The sequence below is a fragment of the Lentzea kentuckyensis genome (assembly GCF_002150765.1).
In the GTDB taxonomy this organism is placed as follows: domain Bacteria; phylum Actinomycetota; class Actinomycetes; order Mycobacteriales; family Pseudonocardiaceae; genus Lentzea; species Lentzea kentuckyensis.
In genome coordinates this window covers 185,413-207,001 of the sequence record NZ_MUYM01000028.1, presented here as the reverse complement: position 1 = coordinate 207,001, position 21,589 = coordinate 185,413, and the positions used below count along the sequence as shown (strand labels likewise).

The following is a 21,589-nucleotide window of genomic DNA, read 5'->3' as shown; positions in this document are numbered from 1 at the left end:
GGCCCACCCCGAAAGGAAGTACGTCCACGATGGACGTTCGTGACCTTGACGCGATCGTCAAGAAGCGCCGAGAAGCCGTAGGCGGAGACCTCGTGACCTTCGCCTTTGGTGGCGCACAGTTCGAATTTCCGCACCCCTTGCTGGCCGATGACGAATGGAAGAACGGCCTCGCCGACATCACCAGCGATGTCGAGCTTGGCCAGTACGTACTCGGCGACCAATACGACACGTTCATCTCCGTCGGCGGCCGATCGTCCTACCTCGCCATTCTGATGGAAGAGCTGCGCCGCGAAGCGCAAGACGAGGACGCAGACGGACGCCCTACACGATCGCCGATCTCCTTGCGGGAGCGGCAGAAGCGACCGAAGCGGACCTAGCCGCCACCTACGGCGGCGACCCGATCGCGGACTACTGGTGCGGCCGGATCACACTGCGACGCCTCAGAGTTCTCGTCGAACACCTCCCGCCCAACGGCGCCCGCGCCCGTGCCCTCAAAGGCCACGCGTGGACCGACGACACGTACCTACTCGCGATCACCGCCGACCGGATCGGCGAAGCGGCGGCGGGAATCGTCCGCGCACTAGGCGGAAAAGCCTCACGCCCCAAGGCATTGCCACGTCCCGGCAAGAACGGGCAACGCACCGGCGACCGCGGCAAGGCATCCACCGAAGACGTTGTGCGCTACCTCAACGCATTGAAACCAGCCTGAACACCAACAGGGGGTGATCCATGCCCACCCGTGGTGGATCGACGGTGTGGCTTGACGTTCTGCCGTCGCTCCGTGGCTTTGGCGCGATGTTCGCCAAGGAAGCCGCCGGGGCTGGAAGCAAGGCGGGTAAGCAACTCGGCAACGCGATCGAGGAAGCCGTTGGGAAGGCGAGCAAGCGCGCCGCTGACGTCCTCGCGGAGAACGTCGAGGACGCCAGCGACCGCGTCAAGGAAGCGGCTGACGGCATCAGCAAGGCCAACGACAAGGTAGCCGACGCCGCCGGACGTGTGACCGTCGCAGAGGCCAAGCTAGCCGACGCACGTAAGAAGCACGGCGAGACGGACGTACGGACCATCACCGCGCAGGAACGTCTGGCGACAGCGACCCGCGCCAAGGAACGCGCTGACCGTGACGCCGCCCAAGCGACCGAGAACCACACCCGCGCGACGGCCGAACTCACGGAAGCACAGACGCGGCTCAACGAAGAGACCAACAAGTCCGATGGCCTCCTCAAGCGTCTCTCCGGACGACTGTCCAAGGTAGACACTGATCGCATTGACCGTGGCGCGAAGTCCATGGCGAAGTTCAGTGCCGCCGCGTACGCGTCAGCGGCGGGCATCGCCGCCATCGGCGGCGCGCTCCCAGCCGTCGCGGGTGTCTCCGCGATCATGGCCCAAGCCAGCGGCGCGGCCCTCGTTCTGCCCGGTGCCCTCGCCGCCGGTGGCGTCGCCGCCGGAACGCTCAAGCTCGGACTCAGCGGCGTCGGCGACGCGCTCAAAGAATGGAACGACGTCGACAAGTTCAACGAGAAGATCAAGGAACTGAGCGGCAACGCACGCGCGTTCGCGGTCGAGGTTCGTGACCTCCGCCCCGAACTGATCGGCCTCCGCAACGCCACCCAAGACCGCCTGTTCGCCGGTGCGGCCGAGGACGTCAAGACTCTCAGTGACACCTACATTCCCTTGCTGAGCAACGAACTTGGCAACATCTCGTCTGAGTTTAGCCTGGCACGTCAGAGCTTGGTCGGGTTCGCCGTCGAGGGCGGCACGGTACGTGACGTGACGTCTCTGTTGAACCTGACGGAGCAGCAAGTCCACAACGTCCGCAGTGCCCTTGCACCGCTGGCGGCGGCGTTCCTTGATGTGTCCGTTGTGGGCGGTGAGGCCATTGCGCGTCTGACGTCGGGCCTCGGCGACAACGCCGCCGAGTTCGCCGCGTTCGTCGCACACGCCCGCGAAACCGGGCAGATCGAGCAATGGATTTACGGCGGCTTGCAAGCACTTGACGATCTCGGTCAGTTGCTACGCAACGTCAGCGCCATCATCGGGACCGTGTTCGGTGCGGCGAACGCGCAAGGCGGCTCGCTGCTCGACACCATGAACGCGGTCACCGGAAGCGTGGTTGCGATGCTGCAAAGCACGCAGGGCACGGACGCGCTTGCCACGTTCTTCCGCACGGTGCATGACACCGTGCAGAACCTGTTGCCCGGCTTGCGCGCTGTGAGTCTCGCGCTGCTAGAGGGAATCGTTCTGGTTGGCCCCCAGATTCCCCCTGTGGCACAAGCGTTCTCGGACGTCGCCATCAGCATCGCGCCCCTGATTCCAGACCTGGCGTCGTTGGCCGTCAGCATCCTCCCGCCGATCGTCGCGCTTGTCAGGGAACTGGCGCCAGCCGTCGGAACCCTTGCCGCCGCGTGGATCGGCGGACATGTAGCCCTGCTGGCCTTCAACGGCGCGGTTGCAATCTTCAAAGGATTCCAGTGGATCGTTGGGTTCATCCGCGCATGGGCCGCCGGGCAACTCGCGCTCAACGTTGCGATGACCGCGAACCCCATCGGCATCATCGTTGCCGCGATCGGCGCTCTCGTTGCCGCAGTCATCTATCTGTGGAACAACAATGAGGGCTTCCGCAACTTCTTCATCAATGCCTGGTCTTCCATCCGTGCCGCCGTGGTAGTCGCCTGGGAGCAGTACATCAAGCCTGCGTTCGCGGCGGTCGTCGGCGCAGTGAAGGCGGTCGGTGAGGGGGCGGTGTGGTTGTGGCGCAACGCTTTCGTGCCCGCCTGGTCCGCCATCTCTGGTGCCGTGTCGACCGCGTGGGGTGTTCTGTCCACGATCTTTGACGCTGTCGTGACCGTGTTCAAGTACGTCGGCACCGCAATCTTCACGCTCCTTGTCGTGCCCTACGTGCTGGCGTTTCAGGCCGTGCGTGCGGCAGTCCTGTGGGCGTGGGAGAACGGAATCAAGCCCACCCTTGAAGCGCTCGGAAACTTCTTTTCGTGGCTTTGGGTGGCGAAGATCCAGCCGTTCGTGAACCTGCTCAAGGCTGCCTTTGGGCTACTGGTCGCCGCAGCGATTTGGTTGTGGCAGAACGGACTCAAGCCGCCGTTTGACGCGATCGGAATCGCAGTCTCATGGCTCGTTGATCAGGTCGTCGCACAGTTCAACTTGTGGATTGCCGCCGTCCAAGCACTTTGGCATGGCGTCAACGCCGCCCTGTCGGCGATCGGCGGCTTCTTTACGTGGCTGTGGGCCGAGAAGATCTCGCCGTTCATCGAGATCGTCAAGGCAGGACTCAGTTTGGTCGGCCACGCCTTCCAAGTCATGTGGTCGGAACTCGTCCGCCCGGCGCTTCAGTCGCTCGGCGATTTCCTGACTTCCCTGTACGACAACGTGGTCGGCCGCGTGTTCGCCTTGCTCAAGGAAGGCGCATCATCGGTCGGCGGCGCTTTCGACTCGGTCGTCGGGTGGATTGAACGCGTCTGGGGTCGCCTAAGGGAGATCCTCGCCAAGCCGGTCAACTTCGTGATCCAGTCCGTCTACAACGACGGGCTACGCGCCGTCTGGAACAAGGTCGCAGAATTCGTTGGTATCAGCGGACTTCCGCAGATGAACCCGATCACGTTCGCGGGTGGTGGTGTCATCTCCGGCTACGCGCCGGGGCGGGACATCGTGCCCGCACTGCTCTCACCCGGCGAGGCGGTGCTAGTGCCAGAGGCCGTGCGTCTCCTTGGCGCACAGAACATCCTGGCGCTCAACGCTGCCACGTCCGGCCGTCGCGGAAACGTGGTCGGTGGCGGCTACTCCGGCGGCGGAGTTGTTAACCGGTTCGCCGGTGGCGGTGTCATCGGCACCATCGCGTCATGGGTCGGTGAGATCGGTCAGTCCGTTGTGGACCTTTTCAGCGACCCGGCCGCGTTCGTCCGGTCCCGTCTTGGCGGGGGAGGCGGATGGGTCGAACAGCTAGCACTGTTGCCAGGCAAGGTTCTCGGCAAGGCCGCTGATTTCCTCTGGGACAAGATCAAGGGATGGTTCGGCGGCGACACACCCACCGGCGGAGATCAGCTCGCACAGTGGATCACCGCCGGTATGCGCATCGCCGGTGTACCGGGAACGTGGTTCGACCCGCTGCACACGCTCATCATGCGCGAGAGCGGCGGCAACCCCAACGCGATCAACCTGTGGGACAGCAACGCTCAAGCCGGGTACCCGAGCCAAGGTTTGATGCAGACCATTCCACAGACCTTTGCCGCGTATAGGGATCCGCGTCTGCCGAACGTCATTACAGACCCAGTCGCCAACATCGTCGCGGGCATTCGCTACATCCTTGCCCGTTACGGATCCGTCTTCAATGTTCAACAGGCGGTCGGGTCCACCCCGATGGGTTACGACTCGGGCGGCTACCTGATGCCCGGCGTGACGACCGTCTACAACGGAACCGGTCGCCCAGAACCAGTTCTGACGGCCGCCCAATGGAATGCATTGCAGGGCAACACCTTCGGCTCGGACGAACCGATGATTATCACCGGTCGGCTTGACCTCGGCGATGGTCTCGAAGCGCGCATCGACGGCCGGATTTCCCAGGCACAGCAACAAGTTGGCGCTGCCATCGCCGCGCGACGGAGGTTCTAGTGGTCTACGAGTACCGCAACGGCATTGACTACTTCTACGGCCAATTGTCGACCGCCGCCGCAGTGTCGGACACGACGCTGACGGCGGCGGCATTCGCCTCCTTGCCGTCCACCTTCAGCACTACGAGCTACCTTCCCCTTGTGCTGCACGATCCCACACTCGGTCTGGAAGAGACGGTGTGGGTGACGGCGCATACCGCCGCGTCCACCTCGGTCACCGTTGTCCGGGGCAGGCAGGGCACCACGGCCCGCGCGTGGCCATCCAGCACGCAGGTTGTCGACGCGCCTACGGTGCGGGACGTGACATACCCGTTGGCACGCGCGTCCCTGCCGACTGACGCACATGTGGGTATGCGTGTCCCTGTCACTGACGAAGGAATCGTCGTCCAGCGCGCCTACAACGGCGGACGCTGGGAGGCCGATGTAGGCGTGGGTCTGCCGAGTGAGTTCGGCTACCGGCAGGATGCTTCGGCCATCCCGGCGTCATCGGTGTTGATGATGCGTGGTGGTTGCGCCACCAGCGTCACCAACGCGTCGTCTCAGTTCGCGGTCGTGTTCAAGTCGCCGTTCCCGAACCAGGCTCTGACTGCCAACATCACATGGCATTCAGGCACCCCCGGCGGGTTGGGTTTCGCCATATATCCCGGAACTCTGCTGGCCAGCGGCTTCACTGTTTACGTGTTCAGTCTGGCGACCGGCGCGCTATCGGGCGCGGGCGCCAGCGTCGTCTACAGCTATACGGCAGTGGGGTACTAGACCCATGTATGCACGCACACCATGGGCGCGGTTTCCTTGGGGTGCCAACGAACTCCCGAACGTTGTGCCCCCGGGATGGCAGGACGTCCCGACCCCGCTTCCCGGCAGTACGCCCAACTTCACGTTCGTCAACCAGGTAGGCGTCAGCCCGTGGGCGTTGCGGTCGTGGGCCGGGTACGTGAAGCCCACTGCCTACAGTGGTGGCGGTATCGCCGTTGCGCCGGATTCGGCCCGTGGCGTGATCCGGGTATGGACCTGGTGGCCGAACGCCGCCGCGCTGCAACTCGTCCGCGTCACCGCCGACGGAACGCGGAGGCCAGTGCGTGGCGCATTCCCTGCGGTGCCATCAACTCCGACAAGGCAGAACCTCTGCACCAACCCGTCGGTCGAGGTGTCGCTGTCGGGGTACATCGCGTTGAACGCGCAGACCACGTTGTCTCGGCCGTCGGTGTCAGCTCCGGCCGGTACGTACGTGATGCGGATGGTCAGCACCAGCACCACCACGGGCGCGTTGATCCCCGGCACGCTGCCCGGTCCCGGCGCGTTCACGATCGCGTTCAACCTCGCCGCCTCAACCAGGCCCAGTGGTGTCACGGTCACCGTGCCGTGGCTGGACGCGTCCGGCGCGTCGGCGGGAACGACGACGATCAACCTGCCCGCCGATCAGATCAACAACAGCGTCGGTCAGACTGCGCGGCACGTGCTCACCGCCGTGGCGCCGTCTGGCGCGGTGACGGGAAGCGTCACGCTGACCATCACCGGTGTCACAGCCAGCGTGACAACCGTCGACTTCGACGCCGTTGTGATCGAACGGAACATCACCGATGGCACCTACTTCGACGGCACCAGCACCGGCGGCAACTGGACCGGCACGCCGGGCCTGTCGATCTCGCAGCTGGCGCCGGTGCTCATCGTTGACGACGGTGAGGCGCCGTTTGACACGACGCTGACCTATGAGGCGTACAACCCGTCTCTCACAGGGGGCCGCGTTGCCTCTGTGTCGGTCGTGCTGGCCTCTACCGGCTTGACGTGGCTCACCCATCCCGCCGCGCCGTCTCAGCCGCTCACGGTCCAACTGAGCGCCCCTACACCGGCGCGGACGTACGACGTCGATCAAGGGGTCTTCTACCCCGTTGGGCGCGCACGCCCCGTCGTCGTGTCGGCGGCACAACGCCACGCCGCCACCGGCACGTTGACCTTCGGCGCGCTGACGCGGGCGGAGCTCCGATCCCTGCTGGACACATTCGCTGATCTGTCGCCGGTGCTGCTCCGCGTCCCCGGCGACTACGACCCCTCTGACATGTGGGTCGTACTCGGCGCGCTCACCGTCGATCCGCAGGGACGACTGCCCTACCAGGACACCCGTCTCATCTCCGCGCCGTTCACAGAGGTCGATCCCCCGGACGCGGCTCTTGCCGCCTAGCCCGTCGAGAGGGGGCCGCCCCCATGTGGCCCCTCTCGACACGGGCGCAGCTCGCCCTGGTCCAGTCCCACACGATCAACATCCGGGCGACCGCATACGGCCCATACGGAACAATCGAAATCCCGGTCGGCGGCGGCTCGATCACCTCCGACGCGACATCCCAGGTACGCCGGTCCGGCACGATCAACACCGATCCGAACCTGTGGCCGGTCAACCCCCGCTCCGTTCTCGCACCACTGGGAACAGAAGTCCAGGTCGACTTCGGGATCGGGATTCCTGGCGGCGTCGTCGAGTGGGTGCCGGTCATCCGGGGTCTTCTCACCGAAGCGTCCCGGCGGCAACCGATCGGATCGGACTCCGCTCTCCCGCTGTCCCTAGTCGACCGGTCTGCGCGCGTCGCGGAGAACCGTTTCACCGCACCAACCCAGACCGTCGCCGGTGCCACAGCAGTCACGGAGATCCGGCGACTCATCCAGGATGCGATCGGTGCGTCGGTGCCAGTCGTCGACTACACCGGCTCGGTTGCCGTCGCCGCCGTGCTCGACATCGACCGCGAACGGTGGACCGACGGCGTCGAGAAGCTCGCCGACAGCATCGCGGCCGAGGTGTTCTTTGATCCGCAAGGCGGCGGTGTCATCCGTCCACAACCGACACTGTCCGACACTGTCAGGTGGATCATCTCCAGTGGCGCGACCGGAATCCTTGTGACACGTGACGACAAGCTCACGCGTGAGCGGAGCTACAACGGCGTCGTTGCCAGCGGCCAACGAACTGACGGCACGGCACCGGCGACCGCGACCGTGTGGGACACCGACCCGAACTCCCCGACGTACTACCTCGGAAGTTTTGGCCGGAAGCCGCGCTTCTACACCAGCGCCCTTCTTACTACTACGGGGCAGTGCACGACGACCGCCACCGCGTTGCTGTCACGGGCAAAGGGCATGGCCGCTCAGGTGTCGCTGACGGCCGTGTGCAATCCCGCGCTTGAAGCCGGTGACGTTGTCCTGGTCCGCGACGACTCGACCGGCGAAGAGACACGGCACATCCTCGACAAGGTCACGATTCCCCTGTCTCCCAAGGATGCGCAGACCTTTGAAACGCGATCACTTGACCTCGACTCGGTGTCGTAGGGGGCGAGCATGCGACCGGAAGACGCCGTTGCCGAAGCCCTCACACAGCTCATCGAATCACTCCGCCTGGTGGGCACCGTGAGCGGCACATCCGGCACCCGAGTGTTGGTCAACGTGCGCGGCACCGTGCTCACCCTGCCCCGGTTGGCCAGCTACTCGCCGACCGTCGGCGACGTCGTACACATTCAAGGCCCGGCGCCATGGCTGGTGCTCGGCAAAACCGCCTAGCCCGTAAGGACTCTCGCCCGTGGCATTCGCCGACATGGCATACCTCGCCGAACACCCCGGCTTCCGCGACCGCGTACGAATCGCCATGATCTCCGCCGCCGTAGACGTTGGCGCAGAAGAGAACGACGGTAGCGAATACCGCCGACTGCGCCGCGCCCATGCGGTCAACGTCCTGCAAAACCAGGATGTGTTCGCGCACGTCTACGCGTGGGTTGTCGCGGCCAACGTCGCGATCAGCTTCGCGTCCAACGACGGTGACATTCAGTTCACGATCAACAGCAGGTGGGACGCCGTCGCGGGCGCCGCCCCCGATCCCACGCCGTAGCACCCAGGTGAAGGGAGTCCTCGCGTGCTCCCCCAACGACTCACCAACGTACTGACCATCCTCATCAGTCTCGTGTGGACAGCAAACGTCGTCGTCGGATTCATCAACCCCGGGCTACGAGACCCGCTGATCAACGCGATTTTCGCCGTGGTCGTCGGCACCGTCTACGCCCTAGGACGTCGCAGCACACCCGCTGACGGAGACAACGTCGTGCAGAACGCCCGGCGTCGGCTCGGTGACCTGATCGCGGGCGACAACACCGAACCTGGGGACGGGACTGTCCCAGCTGACACCAGCAGGGAGGGTGATCAGCGGTGACCACGTGGGCGTACCTACTCCAAACCGTCGGCGTCGGCGCGGTCAGCTTCCTTCTCGGCTACCTCGCCGGTCGTGCTGCGCGCGACGTGCACCGCATCGCTCAAACCGTTACGACACAAGAAGAGGTGGCAACCGGGATGCGGACCAGCAAGAGCCGGGCAAGCGGATCTCGGGGCCACGTAACACAGTTCGCGATCGCAGCCGTTGTCGTGCTGCTCGGCGTGCTCACCGTCGTCCAGGGACTGATCCAGTCCTCGGCAACACGTCGGATCTCCGACTGCAACGCCGCGTTCGCGAACGCCCTCGCCGACGCGATCGACGCACGATCCGCCAGTAACCAGTCAGCACAAGACGCCCTAGACGAACTCATGACGACCATCGGCCGTCTCGCCGCCACGCCACCCGCGAACGAAGCGGAGGCCGCGCAGCGCCGCGAAGAATCCCGCAAGGCAGTCACGGACTACGTGACAAAGAGGGCGGAAGTCAAGGCACTGCAACAGAAGAACCCCTACCCGCCGCCGCCGCGCGAGTCCTGCCCGCACTGATCACAAGGAGGTTCTGACATGGACTACGGAACAGACCTCAGCATGTGGAACGCGGTCAACGACGCGAACGCCATGCGCGCCAACGGCATCACCTACGCATGGGTCAAGGCCAGTGAGGGCGTCGGCTACGTTGACCCGAGTTTCTTCAACAAGGTCCGCCAGTTGAAGGCGGCGGGCATCGTCGTCGGCGCCTACCACTTCATGCGCGCCGGATCGGCGACAGCGCAAGCCGCACACTTCCGTCAGGTGGCGGGCGACGCCGGATGTCTCGACGGCGGGGCGCTCATGCCCATGGCGGACATGGAATCCGCCGACATCCGCGCCAACGCCGACAGCTACGTGACGGCGTTCTTTGACGCGCTGCGCGTGGAACCCATGGATTGCTACGGCAACTTGGACTGGTTCCGCAACGTCCTCGACTTCAACGCATGGGGACGCCGCGACATCCTCGGTCACCTGGCGCACTACAACGGTGACCCTGGAAACCCGGCATGGCGCTACCCGCGTGCGGCGGTGCACCAGCACACCGACCGTGGCGCAATCCCGGGCGTCGCAGGCAATGTAGACCGCAACGCCACGATGGGGACCTACGATCTCGCGTCCATCACGATCGGTCGTGTCGCCCCGCCGATTGCCGCGCCGGTCGGCGGCGGCGCTGTCGCGGACCCTGGCGATACGTGGACGGTCGCGCCGGGTGACACGCTATCCCGTGTCGCGTCGGCGTGGGGGACAACCGTGTCGGCGGTCGCCGTCGCGAACGGCGTCGCCAACGCTGACCTGATCTTCGTCGGCCAGGTGATCCGCAAGCCGGGTACGACCGGGGCCGCCGCGCCGCCGCCGTCCGGCGGGACATACACCGTCGCCGCCGGTGACACGCTCTCCGGCATCGCCGCCCGGTCCGGTACCACGGTCGCGGTTCTCGTGATGCTCAACAGGATCGCGAATCCAGACCGCATCTACGCCGGACAGACCCTCACGCTGCCCGGCGCCGCCGACATCGGACAACGGGTGTACGTGGTCGCCGCCGGTGACACGCTCTCCGGCATCGCTGCGCGTCTCGCAGTTCCCGGCGGATGGTCGGAACTGGCCCGGCGTAATAACATCGCGAACCCGGACCGCATCGTGCCGGGGCAACGGATCGTGTACTGACAAACGTCATGGCCCCCGGCGAACGCCCGCGTGCGAATCGCGGGGGCGCCCGTCCGCCGGGGGCCATGACTGGTGCTACAGCGGATGATCAAGTTGCGTTGCGCAACCCGCGTACCCCGGCATGTGGGGGTCGGATCTTCGACCGGGACACTGACAACGCACCGCTGTTTCGCCTTACCGGGTTGCCCGACCAAGCATGAACGTCACCCCAGTTCGAGCGCTTGCGCGAGACGCACTCTCAACGCGGCAAGCGCGGTTTGTACGTGCGGGGGGCCGACGGTGTCGAGATCACGGCAACAATCGAGAACCTCTGTGATCGCGGCAGAAAGCCGCAACAGACTCCCATCGGGATCATCCGGCCACGGCGACAGGTTCGGGTCTCCGTGCTCGTACAGCGCCCGCGCGTGCTGCTGCAACGCGTCCCGGATGAGCTTGTCCAGCCGCGACATCACTTCGCCTTCCAACGCCCGCCCTCACAGTCAGCCAAGTGTCGACACACCAACGAATCCGGGACCGTCCTGCCGCACTTCGTGCAGCGGAACATCTTGCACCGGTTCAGGTTCAGCCGGAAGTGTCCACGCATGTTGCTTGCCATTGACCGCCGTCCCACCTAGATCTCAAGTGGAGCCCCTGTCTGCACCCGTCGTGGGTGCAGACAGGGGCCTTTTGTCGTGCACGGAAACAGGTCGTGTGCGCCGCCCCGAATACCAGGGGCGCCCCGGTCAGCGGGCGATGTCCGAACGCCCACACGGCCCCATACGGCGCACACACTCACCAGACCGGCCGACCTGTCACCGGCACGAACCCTTCTCACCCTCGACGGCCCGCCCGGCTCACGATCAGAGCGACACCCAACAGCGTCACAGCAATCCACACCAGCGCGGGCGGAACAGACGGCCGATCCTCGCCGACCGTCCACACCGTCCACACGAGACCAGTTGTCAGCAGACTGAGACCGGCCGCGCGTGCGATCGCGCCACGTGCGCTCACGCCTCGACCCTTACCATCGCACACGGGTGGCGTTCACAGTCCTTCAAGAACGGCGCGAACACCGCCCGCGTCTCCTCCGTGTCCGCGAAGATCGTGACCATTGCCCGCAACCAGACCCGCGCGAAACTAGCGTCGGTGTGGTCCAACAACGGCAACGAGATGCCGACCACGGCGAGATCATCGACCACCGCCGACGGAACAGGATGCCGGTCCGTCCCTTCAGGCGGCTCACACTGTCGGCGGTCCTCAAGCCACAGCGTCATTGTCATCGGCCCGCCAACCACGTCAATTCGTCCAAATAGCGAATCATTGCGCTCCGGCTCTCGTTCATCCTACTGACAGCGTCGTAAGCGTCGCTCAACCCGCCGTGCTCCGCGAAGTAGCGCAACTGATTCGCCGAGATGCTCATGATCGGCGTGATGTCGTTACGCAGCAGCGCTTCTCGTGCACAGTAGACACACAGCGGTTCGATACCGTCGTCGTTGCCCACCTCGTCGAGCAGAAGCACGCTCACCCATACCCGCGTCGGACACTCAGCACACCGCATTTGGTAGGCAGCGACGCGCGGCTGGACGTGTTCCGGGACGCAGATGGCCACCCGTCGTGAGATGTTCAAGCCCGCAACCTCCCTTGGCGTTCACGGAAACGCACTACGGCGCGACCGGTCTCAATGCACTTCCACACCAGACACGCATCCTCGACTGACATGCCGCCCAACAGGGTCGCCAGTATCGGAAAGTGCCGGGCCGCATAGTTGTAGGCGTCGAGAAACTCCGCGTACTCGGGTTCGTTGAGCCACGACCCCGGGCTGACCGCCGGTGGTTCGACCACCCATAGCTGCCCGGCTATCCGGCGACGCTCGGCGAACTGCTCATCCCAACCCGGCACCGTCGTCCCTTTCTTCCACTCCCTCAAGGCATTCACGCCGTCCATCACGACGTTCGCGGCGACAGGTCCGGCGCTTCACTTTGTGCGCCGCACCGGGCCGCCTGTAGGAGACGAGGTACCGACGCCATCCGGTGTGGACATCATTCTCCTCACTGGACAAGATGCGCCGACGCGTCACGGCTTGACGTCCTTCGCCTCTACCGGCCGCAAAGTCTCCCGGCTACACGACGTGCAAGTAAGCGTCTTGACGCCAACGTTCTTCACCCGGTTGCCCTTGCCGTACAGGTCGTCTTGGAAGTCGTTGAGGCACAGGCACTTCTCGATCGTGCTTCGGCCAGGCGGCTTGCCCGTCTTGCTCTTGCTGCTGGTCACGATTGTTCTTCCTGCGGATGCGATTGTGTGCGCTTCGGTTGCACCGGGGTGGGTGCCGCTCGGGATCGGCACCCACCCCGGTTCAGGAGGCTAAGGCGCGATCGGCCTCACTCCCGCCGTCCTCTAGATCCTTGACGGCTTTCCAGACAGCTCCGGGTTTGATCCCCAGTAGTGCGGCAACCATCTTGTTGTCCCACGCCCACCGGGTCTTCATGCGTTGCATGTCGGCCCGGCGGTCAGCCGCGAACTTGACAGTCGCCGCAGTCGCTTCACGCAAGTTCGCGTGCGACGTAACGAGCTTCTCCTTGTCCCGCTCAAGTTCGGCGTCGTCGTCAGGTGCCTGGTCCGCGTTCAGCGGTACGTCTTCCACTGCTCCTGTTCACCTCGCAACATCCGTCACAGTTGTGGACGCCTTCCTGCGGCCACCAGATCACTTTCAGATCATCGGGATCGGGGTGATACCACCCGTGCTCGCACCGGCGAAGCATCATCCGGTGTACCGGATCCCAATGAAGCGGCGCGGTCGTGAGCCTGTGAGTGGAAGGGTTGTGGATGCAGCACCGATAGGGGCGGCACTGCGCCGGGCCGTGCACTTGCATCAGGCGGCCATCATGCAAGCCGATGATGTCCATGTAGGGATAGGCCATCAGTGCTATGTGTCGATCGGGCCGACGTACCGCCACCCCTGCGCGACGGCGCGACCGTCCACAGTGGCAGCCACGTGCACAACCGCCGGACCGGCCTCGACCGGGACGAAAACGGCCCGATGCACGGTGCCGGTCGAGTCGCGGGTGATCACCGGCTGTTGCTCTTCGAGCTTCGGAACCGCTTCGTACTTGCCGATGGATCCCGACACGCCAACACGAACGTCACCGCGTGAACTGTTGAACACGTCGATTTCAACCGCAAGTTCCCGCATGCCGTCCAGCCGTCGTCCGCCCGCCGCCACGGACACCGGCCGATGAACCCGCACGCGTACACCGGCGAACGGATCGCTTGTCTGCCCCCACGTGTAGCCCAGACCGAACACCACGACCGGCGGCACCGTCCGGGGCGGCGGTGCTGGCGTATGCGCCTCCGCACACGCCAGCGGCACCAACAGGGCGACGAACACCGCAGTGCGCGTCAACGCCGTCCTCACGCCGCCTCCGGGAGAATGAACGGATCCAGCGTGATACCCCACTTGCGAGGCACCTCCGCCCAATCGTTCGGCACGTAGACCGGCGGCATGAATGCCTTGCCGTGCTCCCACAACATCCGCGTCGTGTGCTCCGCCAGACACCAGCGCTCCCACGCCTTGAGGATCATCCCGAGCGTCTCAGACAACTTGGGCTTGACACCGTTGAACGCAACGCGATCCGCGTACCGGTTGAGCGCGTACCGGGGGTCACCGTCCTTGCATCGACGGGCGTCCACCACGCCGTTGAAGAACTCGTGGACCACCTTGAGCGCCAACGGGTTCCCGAGCGCGTGTCGCCGGATCAGGAACATGGCGACCGTGGCGGCCGAATGACTCATGTGGGCCTCGCTCTTCAGCGGACGCGCCAGCGTCAGACACGTACGCATGTCCGGGTTCTCATCCAAGAACTTCCGCGTGCCCTCAGTCGACGGGTTCGTTGCCTTGCCCCACTTGACGTAGGCAGTCGACGGGTAATCGTTCTCGTTCTCCAGATACTTCAGGCACAACGACACGTTCGCCGCGTGCTGGTGGCCGTTCTTCTCGTTCAGCATCTGTCCGACGGTGCGCTTACGTCCACTGTCGAGCTTCGCGAAGATGGCGGGGTCCCAGTTGTGTTCGACCGTCATGGGAATCTTGAGATCAGGGTTCGTCTTGGCGGCGAGAACCAAGGCCTTGCAACGGGTCTGGCCGTCGATCAGCTCGCCGTCTCGCGAGAACACCATCGGTTGTGGACTCGGGGCGTCCCACTCCCCGGCGAGCATTTGCTTTGCCCACGTCTCCGTGTAGATCTCAGACTCACGGCGGTTGAACGACGCGTTGCAGTCGAGACACTGCTGGGCCAGGGTCGGCGTGAGAATGATGTCGCGGTGCGCGAAGGTCTCACCGGGCTGAAGGTCCGGCGGCACCGGGCCGGTAAGCGGCACATACTTCAACACGGACTGCGCGCGGCGCTGCGCGGCCGTCTCCTCGTCCGCTTCCTTGAAAACCGCAGTAGGTACTGACGCCATGGTTGATGGGTCTCCCTTCACAGAAAGGCTTTGGGGCAACGGAACCTTCTCCGTATGCGGAACCGGCCGAGCCGGTAGTGGATCTCACGGGCTTCGCTCTCCAGGGCGCGTGTCTTCCACGTCGTCAAGCGCATGCCGAAGCCGATAGTGCCGACGGTGCTCAACAGTGACAGAAGGCCGAAGTACCAGTGTGTAGACAAGGATCGGTTCACCTCCGCACGGTGTGCCGTCCCCGCGTTCTCTCAGAGAAGTGCAGTCCCCAGAGCAGGATGAGAGTCGTACTGGCGGAGAGGGTCAGGGCGAGGTTCGCAGCAATGGCATCGAGATCCCATGTGCAGAAAGACACTCCGGATCTCCATGCGCCCGCGACGATCAACAGGCCTAAGAACCCTTGGCACACAAGGCGTATCGCAGTCAGAATCAAGTCTCTTCGCAGGATCGTGGGGACACGGTGGCGCGGGGTCTTCGCTTCGGTCTCGTCATGAGATCCGCCCCCGCTGGCGCGTGTGGTCGTCACTATCCCAATCGAGGTGCGGCGCGCTGCTGTTGTTCACCGAGTGAATGCTGATGCCGAGGTTCGCCATGCTCTGTGTGAAGCGGTAGCGGTGTTCGCGCTGCCTGCCGATCTGCTCCCACGTGTAGATCACGACGACATCGGGCCGGGTGCGCGTCAGCAGGGACATGGCCGTCTTCATGGTCGGCCGTTCGAAGGTCGTGCGCGGCCCCTCGTCGGCGATGATGCGATCAATGCCGTACCCGCTGTTGCGGCACAGTTGTACGCACGCCTTGTAGGCCCGGCCGTCTTCGAGCTTGGCACCACTGTCCTTTTGGATCGGAACAAGTACGACCGCTCTGAGGCCATTTTCGTTGTCGGGCAAAGGCTCTGCGGTCGAGCTGGTGTACCCCATGGCGGGCGAATCTCCTTGTGGAGTCGGGCGAATCATCCGATCTGTGGCCCGTCTGTCCACTGTGTCTGACCGGATGCAACAAGAACCTGACGCACTAGTGCATTTGCGTCAAGCTGCGACCGTCGTTGTCCCCCCATTGAGCGAAAGGGGATGCTTTGCGTAGTACGGAAAAGCGGTCCCCCCGCCGATTGAACCGCAACGCTGTAACCAGCAGAAACGTTGGACACCAGCGCATATGTTGCGCAACGACACGTGTACTGAGTGGACAGCTGACGTCGTCCGGATCCGCTAGCGTCCACGTCGCGGTTAACTCCGGTGAGGGACAGATAGGCGGCTAGGTAACCCTGCGCAGCTCACACAGGCACGCCGAAAGTTGAATGTCGTCCCCCCGCCGGGGCTTCCCGTACACACACAGCGACCCGACCCCACACGAAAGGACGGCGGCGGTTGTTCCACCGTCAGCGCATCGAGTTCCCGCACCTGTCCCTACTCGACGGGGACGAGAACGTGATCGGTGTCATACAACTCGTTGCCAGACCCACTGGCACACAACGGATCCCTCGCTGTGGTCCATGTGGACACCGGCGATGGCCGCAATGGTGGCTGCCCTTCCGCCTCATGCGGTTCTGGCACCTCGAACCCCGCGACGAAGATCTACCGTTGCTTCACGCACACATGGGCGACGCCGCCCTGACGTTCACCGGCCACGGCTTGCGCATCGGGCAAATGACGCTGGCACTTCCCGGCCACATCAACATCATTGAGATCAACGGCAGGAACGGAGACGTACGCGCATGAGTCCCGTGTGGAATGCGGTGCTTATCATTGCCCAGCTTGGACTCTTGGCAGGAAGCGCCGAGTTTGCCCGACGCGCCCAAGCTCACGCCATAGACGCCAGGTACGAAGCCGAGTTCGCGAAGCGGTGTGCGGCACGTGCTCGTGCGGCGGCACGCTACTGCCGTGACGCCGTCGCCCACCTCGAAGCCAACGCCGGTGTCCGCGTCCCGACAGCGCTTCGGTTGGCGTGGGGGGAAGTCGGGATCGGCGACGGCGAACACGGCCCGTTCGGCGCCCCGCCGGAACGCGGGCCGAAGACTCCGGCGTGACGTGAACGCCGGACGACGACGCCCCCGGTTCTTGTGGGGACCTTGAACCGGGGGCGTCAACTACCTCACACGGCTACGCCGGATCGGCGGGCCGCTCATCGGCGCCGTCAACAGGCACCGCAGCCTGAGCGTCGGCAACGTTGCGGTTCAGCAAGTCGCCGATTGCCTCGCGCTGTTCCGGCGTCAACGGCGGCATGGCGTCGATGGACTCCATCAGCTTCTTGAACGCCGGATCTTCCGTCATATCGGGCACCCACCCAGCCTACGACGGCCCGGCCGCCCCGGCGCGGCGTGGGCCGCACCCGAGTTCACCCGCGCGATGCACGGCCCACCCGGTACCGTCAGCCCCGCAGTGCCCTCCCAGGCACACGCAGAAGCCCCCAGGTAGATCCCTTCTACCTGGGGGCTTCCTTGTATCTGCGCTCGCGCTACAGGACGAACTAGAGGCAATCGCCGTCCGGGCCGTACCACCGGTGCGGGCGGTACAGCGTGGCCCCCTTGTTCTCCCTGTCAGTGCCGGGATCGGGGGTGCTACCAACCGGCCCCGGCACCGTGATTCCCAACCTCAAGAGCCCGGTGCGTAAGTGACCCGACCTCGCAACAAGATCCTGAACCCGCCGGTCCGTCGTGGCGTGTCCAAACGCAGTCATGGTGTACCGGTACGGCCGTCTTTCAGTCCCCGCATGGGCAAGAAAGTCCTCAGCCAAAAGACGCGCGATCACCATGAACACGGTGCCTCGCGCCATGCCCTCAAGACGCGGCATCAGGTGCTCATCCAAATCGAACACCGCCGACTGGGGCGCCTCCCTGAACAGCAGCAACACGCGAATCCGCTCAAGATCCGTGTACGGAGGCGGAGGCGGCACGTCAGTTGCCATCAGCATCGCTGCCCCCGATAGCTCTTGAAGCCGGTGCGGACACGATCGCGGGGCGTTGCAGCAACGCCCGGCCCTGCGGCGTAATCGCATACGTCGTGACCTCACTGTCCGCTGTACGCGGGCGAACAACATCAACGGCACCACTACGTGCGAGATCTTGAGCCGCTATGTCGACGCCAGCCGCGAACGTCCCGATTGCGTCCGCGATGGCGTACACATCAGCGCGTTCGCCCTTCTTGAGCGTCGCGAGGTGCTGCAAAATCGACACCCCGTAGTCCTCCATGACCGTCGCCCGGAGGCGGGCGTGTTCCTGCATCTGTTCGCCGAGGAACACGAGTTCCCGCCCGATCTCAGCCTCTCTGTTGGCGTTCCTGCCCGCATACGGGTCTTCCTGAACAAAGCGGACGTGTTCTGCAACGAAGTTGTCGAACATCCGCTGGACCCGCATGAGGTAGCGGAGCCCTTCCGTGTTGGCGTCGGCGTCCCACAGGTTGCCTCCGCTCGGTCGCGGGGGCGGCGGCCCGCCGTCGTTGCTCACAGAGTCGTTGCTCATGCGACGCCCCCGCCCCGCCGGACGAACGCCGTCAGCGTCGACTGCTGGGCACGCTTGGCGTCGTAGCGGCGGCGCCGCCTGCTCGCCTCGCGCAACGTGCGCCCGTATGACGACGACTTGAACCGGGAGATCCCGAGGTTGCCACGGTGCAGCTGAACTGCGAAGACGACCGCGGCAGTGATCACCAACACCAGCGTTATCAGTCTGAACGTTTCCACGTTGATCACACCTTCCCACCGACATTTCCGCTGGTGAGGACGACGTTCTACGTCCATGCCAGCAGCCTGCCCACGCGGCGAGTTGATCACCCGGACGTGGTACAGAATGTCCGTGTAATTGCCCTCACGCCCCGTGGTTACGGACCATAGTGTCTGGTACGTACCAACCGCACAAGTCACCGATCAGGGGAGGCCGCATGGAAAAGATGCCCGTCGTAGGCTGTGGTACGTGGTCGTAACAAACATGCAGACACCGAAACAGGTCGCCCTCGTGGCGGGGTTGCGGGCGGCCCACGAGAACAGCCGTGCCCCCGGCACTGACAAGCGCATGACGTTGCGGCAAATCGGCGAGGCACTCGGCAAGAACCACGGCGTGATCTCCATGTGGCTCAAGGGTGAGCGTCCGCCCAGCAGTGAAGACGTTGCATCGTTCTGCACCGCCGTTGGGGTGCACGGCGCTGAGCGTGACCGACTGATCTCGCTCGCCAAAGCGGCGGCAGAACCCGACTGGTTGACGCAGGGCGTTCCGGGCGCAGACGAGACAATGCAGAGCGTCCTCGAAAGCGAGAACGACGCAGAAGAGATCACCGGATGGTCGCTCAGCCTCATCCCTGGTCTACTTCAAACCGGCGACTATGCGCGTGCCATCGTCCTCAACGAGAACCTCGTAAGGCTTCGCGTCGGTCGGCGAGATGTCCTCGAACGGATCAACCCCGCCCGTCTGGTGTCACTCATCGGCGAAGCGGCGTTGCTCAACCCCATCGGTGGCGCGGGCGTCATGGCTGCGCAGCTGCGCTACTTGCTACAGGTCGGCGAGCGTCCAAACGTTGACGTCCTGGTAGTCCCGACCCGCGCGGGGTGGCATCCCGGCCTAGTCAGTTCGTTCACTCATTACAGGTTTCCGGAGTCGAGCAAGACTCCGAACATGGTTTACATCGAACACCACAGGACCGGAACGTTCCTGTCCGGTGCACAACACGTCGCCGATTACGAATCGGCGATAGAAGGGATTCAAGCTGTGGCCTTGGGTCCGGAAGAGTCGGCGCAACGCATCGCTGACATTGCTACGGAAATGGAGTTAGTCAAATGATCGAGTCGACTTGGCGGAAGTCGTCATACAGCGGGCAGACGGGGGACTGCGTCGAGGTGGACGGGTCCCTCCTGTGGCTCCGCGACAGCAAGAACCCCGACGGCGGAAGGATCAAACTGACGTCGGGGTTCATCGCGGCAGTCAAGGCGGGTTCGTCTGGCCTGCCCGCCGACTGATCGAGGGTTCGCCCCGTCCTGCCGCGAGGCGTGCGGCAGGACGGGGCGCCCACCCACCCTAGTAGGCATGCGAGGGGTCCGCCGGACGTTCACGGCGGACCCCTCGCATGTGTCTTGAACTGGGAAAACGTCGGAGTCCGACGGCACTCCGGAGAACTGTGTCAGAATTGAGGTGCGGGGTTCCCCACTCCCGCGGTACCGGCCAGAGCGGCGACGACTGCGGTCGTGCTCACCTCCGGCAGCAGGTCGTCCAATGCGCCGAGCACCTCACCGCGGCCGGTGAACCTGGGCAGCGCCGCCGGCAGTTGAGCTACTGGCACGGGCCGGACCTGAGCTTCCGCCTCGTCCTCCGCACCGAGGTCGGCGAGCACCTCCGCATGCGCCTGAACCAGCTGCTCGCCGGGCGAGACGCCCAGCTCCTGGTCCAGCAGGACCCGGGCTTCCTGGTACGCGGCGAGTGCGTCCGCACGACGGCCTGACCGGTGCAGGGCCGTGAGCAAGTCACTCCACAGCTGCTCTCGCAGCGGAAACATCGCCGTGAGCCTGCGCAGCTCCGGAACGACCTCGGCATGCTCGCCCAAACTGAACCGCGCTGCCACGTAGTCGGCGAGCAGACCGTGATACCGCTCTTCCAGTCCCGCGGCCTCGGCAGCGAGCACGGGTCCTGCGGCAAGCCCCTCGAAAGGGCGGCCGCGCCACATCCGCAGTGCCTGACCGAGGGCTTCCACCACCGTTCGCGGCTCGTCAGCGCCGCGGGCCGCTTGGGCGAGCCTCTCGAACGACAACAGGTCGAGCTCGGGCTCCTCCACTCGCAGCAGATAGCCGCCTGGCCTTGTCACCAGCCGGTCGGCCCCAACCTGCAACTGCCTGCGCAGACCGCTCACGTACGTCCGCAGGTTTCCTTCCGGCCGGGCCGGCGGCCTGTCCCACACGGCTTCGGTCAAGTACTCGAACGTCACGACCTCGTTCGCGCGCAGGAGCAGTGCCGCGAGCACGGCACGCTGCCGGGGCCCTCCCAGCGCTCGAGGCTCCCCACCGACCTGGGCTTCCAGCGGGCCCAGCACCAAGAACTTCACTCACTCAGTGTGCCCGAGCGGTTACGAGATCTGGGCGAGATCTGGGCAACGCCTCCACGAGAGTCCCTCTTGTCCGCCTGCGAGGGCAGACCACAACGATCTCATCCGTCGAATGGACTTTCTCTCATGCGATTGATTCGCACCACGGCTCTGTTCGCAGCCACTGCGCTCGCCATGCTGCTTCCTGCCGCCGGCGCCAACGCCACCGCCATCGCCTGCGGTGGCTCCGTCTCCAGCGTGGCCATCGGCGCCAACGGCTGCATCAGCGCCGACAAGTTCAACGAGGGGCGGGTCCCCATGCGCGAGATCAAGGCCCACGTCAAGCTGAGGAACACCAGCGCTCACGCCGCCACGGTCGAGTACGAAGCGTTCTTCCGCATCGTCGAGGGCGGCGACTGGTCCAAAATGGGCAACGGACGCACCAGCGTCCCCGCCCGTGGCGCCGTCGGCCCCATTGAAGTCGCCAGCGTGAGCCGCGTCTGCGGCCTGCGGAACCCCAAGGCCGAGATCCGCATCCACGTCAGGCCCGCGGGAGGCGCTTGGAGCAACTGGACCGGCGCCGTGACCGCTCAGTGCCAGACCTGATCGTCGCGACGCACCGTTGTCTGACGCGCGAGCGCTGAGCCCGTCCTGCGCTCGCGCGTCAGAGCGTGA

The 21,589-nt window shown here is 64.8% G+C and carries 28 protein-coding genes; 14 read left to right on the top strand and 14 right to left on the bottom strand.

Annotation, left to right across the window (positions count from 1 at the left end):
- The 10 genes from B0F77_RS47885 to B0F77_RS16040 all read left to right on the top strand — a co-directional run.
- Positions 1-377: hypothetical protein (locus tag B0F77_RS47885; RefSeq protein WP_211293822.1), on the top strand; the 377-nt coding region annotated here is incomplete at its 5' end.
- 352 nt (positions 378-729) lie between these two features.
- A complete protein-coding gene (locus tag B0F77_RS49785; RefSeq protein WP_086663690.1) occupies positions 730-4,620 on the top strand; it encodes a transglycosylase SLT domain-containing protein in 3,891 nt (1,296 codons plus the stop codon).
- Positions 4,620-5,375: a hypothetical protein gene (locus tag B0F77_RS16075; protein ID WP_086663689.1), complete on the top strand. Its 756-nt coding sequence runs from the start codon at positions 4,620-4,622 to the stop codon at positions 5,373-5,375. Before B0F77_RS49785 ends, B0F77_RS16075 begins: the two co-directional genes overlap by 1 nt.
- Positions 5,376-5,439: 64 nt before the next feature.
- Entirely contained in the window at positions 5,440-6,798 is a 1,359-nt protein-coding gene (locus tag B0F77_RS16070; RefSeq protein ID WP_143466762.1) for a hypothetical protein, read from the top strand.
- Between the two features lie 23 nt (positions 6,799-6,821).
- Entirely contained in the window at positions 6,822-7,928 is a 1,107-nt protein-coding gene (locus B0F77_RS16065) for a DUF5047 domain-containing protein (RefSeq protein WP_086663687.1), read from the top strand.
- Between the two features lie 9 nt (positions 7,929-7,937).
- Positions 7,938-8,156, top strand: coding sequence for a hypothetical protein (locus B0F77_RS16060; protein WP_086663686.1), 219 nt, complete (start codon positions 7,938-7,940; stop codon positions 8,154-8,156).
- 19 nt (positions 8,157-8,175) lie between these two features.
- Positions 8,176-8,481, top strand: coding sequence for a hypothetical protein (locus B0F77_RS16055; RefSeq protein WP_086663685.1), 306 nt, complete (start codon positions 8,176-8,178; stop codon positions 8,479-8,481).
- A 24-nt stretch (positions 8,482-8,505) separates the two neighbouring features.
- Positions 8,506-8,799 carry a hypothetical protein gene (locus B0F77_RS16050; protein WP_086663684.1) on the top strand — a complete coding sequence of 98 codons (294 nt, stop codon included), beginning with the start codon at positions 8,506-8,508 and terminating at the stop codon, positions 8,797-8,799.
- Entirely contained in the window at positions 8,796-9,344 is a 549-nt protein-coding gene (locus B0F77_RS47155; protein WP_143466761.1) for a hypothetical protein, read from the top strand. The genes B0F77_RS16050 and B0F77_RS47155 overlap by 4 nt, the downstream gene beginning before the upstream one ends.
- A gap of 42 nt (positions 9,345-9,386) precedes the next feature.
- Positions 9,387-10,493, top strand: a complete 1,107-nt coding sequence (locus B0F77_RS16040; RefSeq protein WP_158102713.1) for a LysM peptidoglycan-binding domain-containing protein — start codon at positions 9,387-9,389, stop codon at positions 10,491-10,493.
- 203 nt (positions 10,494-10,696) lie between these two features.
- Here B0F77_RS16040 and B0F77_RS16035 read toward each other — a convergent pair whose 3' ends face one another.
- The 9 genes from B0F77_RS16035 to B0F77_RS15995 form a co-directional block, all read right to left on the bottom strand.
- Positions 10,697-10,957 carry a hypothetical protein gene (locus tag B0F77_RS16035; protein WP_143466760.1) on the bottom strand — a complete coding sequence of 87 codons (261 nt, stop codon included), beginning with the start codon at positions 10,955-10,957 and terminating at the stop codon, positions 10,697-10,699.
- Positions 10,958-11,479: 522 nt separating this feature from the next.
- Positions 11,480-11,752, bottom strand: a complete 273-nt coding sequence (locus tag B0F77_RS16030; protein ID WP_143466759.1) for a hypothetical protein — start codon at positions 11,750-11,752, stop codon at positions 11,480-11,482.
- Entirely contained in the window at positions 11,749-11,991 is a 243-nt protein-coding gene (locus B0F77_RS16025) for a hypothetical protein (RefSeq protein ID WP_143466758.1), read from the bottom strand. The genes B0F77_RS16030 and B0F77_RS16025 overlap by 4 nt, the downstream gene beginning before the upstream one ends.
- A gap of 104 nt (positions 11,992-12,095) precedes the next feature.
- Positions 12,096-12,416: a hypothetical protein gene (locus tag B0F77_RS47880; RefSeq protein ID WP_158102711.1), complete on the bottom strand. Its 321-nt coding sequence runs from the start codon at positions 12,414-12,416 to the stop codon at positions 12,096-12,098.
- Between the two features lie 129 nt (positions 12,417-12,545).
- Complete coding sequence (locus B0F77_RS16015) at positions 12,546-12,743, bottom strand: hypothetical protein (protein ID WP_086663677.1); 198 nt, start codon at positions 12,741-12,743, stop codon at positions 12,546-12,548.
- An 82-nt stretch (positions 12,744-12,825) separates the two neighbouring features.
- Positions 12,826-13,113 carry a hypothetical protein gene (locus B0F77_RS16010; protein ID WP_086663676.1) on the bottom strand — a complete coding sequence of 96 codons (288 nt, stop codon included), beginning with the start codon at positions 13,111-13,113 and terminating at the stop codon, positions 12,826-12,828.
- 282 nt (positions 13,114-13,395) lie between these two features.
- Positions 13,396-13,884, bottom strand: coding sequence for a hypothetical protein (locus B0F77_RS16005; protein WP_086663675.1), 489 nt, complete (start codon positions 13,882-13,884; stop codon positions 13,396-13,398).
- Positions 13,881-14,969, bottom strand: a complete 1,089-nt coding sequence (locus B0F77_RS16000) for a hypothetical protein (RefSeq protein WP_158102710.1) — start codon at positions 14,967-14,969, stop codon at positions 13,881-13,883. Before B0F77_RS16000 ends, B0F77_RS16005 begins: the two co-directional genes overlap by 4 nt.
- A gap of 440 nt (positions 14,970-15,409) precedes the next feature.
- Positions 15,410-15,838 (bottom strand): recombinase family protein, encoded by a 429-nt coding sequence (locus B0F77_RS15995; protein ID WP_158102709.1) that lies wholly within the window; start codon positions 15,836-15,838, stop codon positions 15,410-15,412.
- A gap of 618 nt (positions 15,839-16,456) precedes the next feature.
- Here B0F77_RS15995 and B0F77_RS15990 point away from each other — a divergent pair.
- The gene (locus B0F77_RS15990; protein ID WP_086663672.1) at positions 16,457-16,636 is read left to right on the top strand and encodes a hypothetical protein; all 180 of its coding nucleotides are present in this window, start codon (positions 16,457-16,459) and stop codon (positions 16,634-16,636) included.
- Positions 16,637-17,017: 381 nt separating this feature from the next.
- Here the strand turns inward: B0F77_RS15990 and B0F77_RS47875 are convergent, their stop codons facing one another.
- The 4 genes from B0F77_RS47875 to B0F77_RS15975 form a co-directional block, all read right to left on the bottom strand.
- Positions 17,018-17,197, bottom strand: a complete 180-nt coding sequence (locus B0F77_RS47875; RefSeq protein ID WP_158102708.1) for a hypothetical protein — start codon at positions 17,195-17,197, stop codon at positions 17,018-17,020.
- Positions 17,198-17,384: 187 nt separating this feature from the next.
- Positions 17,385-17,768: a hypothetical protein gene (locus tag B0F77_RS15985; RefSeq protein ID WP_086663671.1), complete on the bottom strand. Its 384-nt coding sequence runs from the start codon at positions 17,766-17,768 to the stop codon at positions 17,385-17,387.
- A gap of 43 nt (positions 17,769-17,811) precedes the next feature.
- On the bottom strand, positions 17,812-18,375 hold the full coding sequence (locus tag B0F77_RS15980) for a hypothetical protein (protein ID WP_143466755.1): 564 nt from the start codon (positions 18,373-18,375) through the stop codon (positions 17,812-17,814).
- Positions 18,372-18,593: a hypothetical protein gene (locus tag B0F77_RS15975; protein ID WP_143466754.1), complete on the bottom strand. Its 222-nt coding sequence runs from the start codon at positions 18,591-18,593 to the stop codon at positions 18,372-18,374. The genes B0F77_RS15980 and B0F77_RS15975 overlap by 4 nt, the downstream gene beginning before the upstream one ends.
- A gap of 229 nt (positions 18,594-18,822) precedes the next feature.
- On the opposite strand from B0F77_RS15975, the gene B0F77_RS15970 reads away from it, so the two are divergent.
- Positions 18,823-19,683, top strand: a complete 861-nt coding sequence (locus B0F77_RS15970) for a helix-turn-helix domain-containing protein (RefSeq protein ID WP_143466753.1) — start codon at positions 18,823-18,825, stop codon at positions 19,681-19,683.
- A complete protein-coding gene (locus B0F77_RS15965; RefSeq protein WP_086663667.1) occupies positions 19,680-19,859 on the top strand; it encodes a DUF397 domain-containing protein in 180 nt (59 codons plus the stop codon). Before B0F77_RS15970 ends, B0F77_RS15965 begins: the two co-directional genes overlap by 4 nt.
- 161 nt (positions 19,860-20,020) lie before the next feature.
- On the opposite strand, the gene B0F77_RS15960 is transcribed toward B0F77_RS15965, so the two are convergent.
- Positions 20,021-20,935, bottom strand: a complete 915-nt coding sequence (locus B0F77_RS15960) for an AfsR/SARP family transcriptional regulator (protein WP_086663666.1) — start codon at positions 20,933-20,935, stop codon at positions 20,021-20,023.
- Between the two features lie 126 nt (positions 20,936-21,061).
- Here B0F77_RS15960 and B0F77_RS15955 point away from each other — a divergent pair, with 126 nt between their 5' ends.
- On the top strand, positions 21,062-21,520 hold the full coding sequence (locus tag B0F77_RS15955) for a hypothetical protein (RefSeq protein ID WP_086663665.1): 459 nt from the start codon (positions 21,062-21,064) through the stop codon (positions 21,518-21,520).
- Positions 21,521-21,589: the final 69 nt, after the last annotated feature.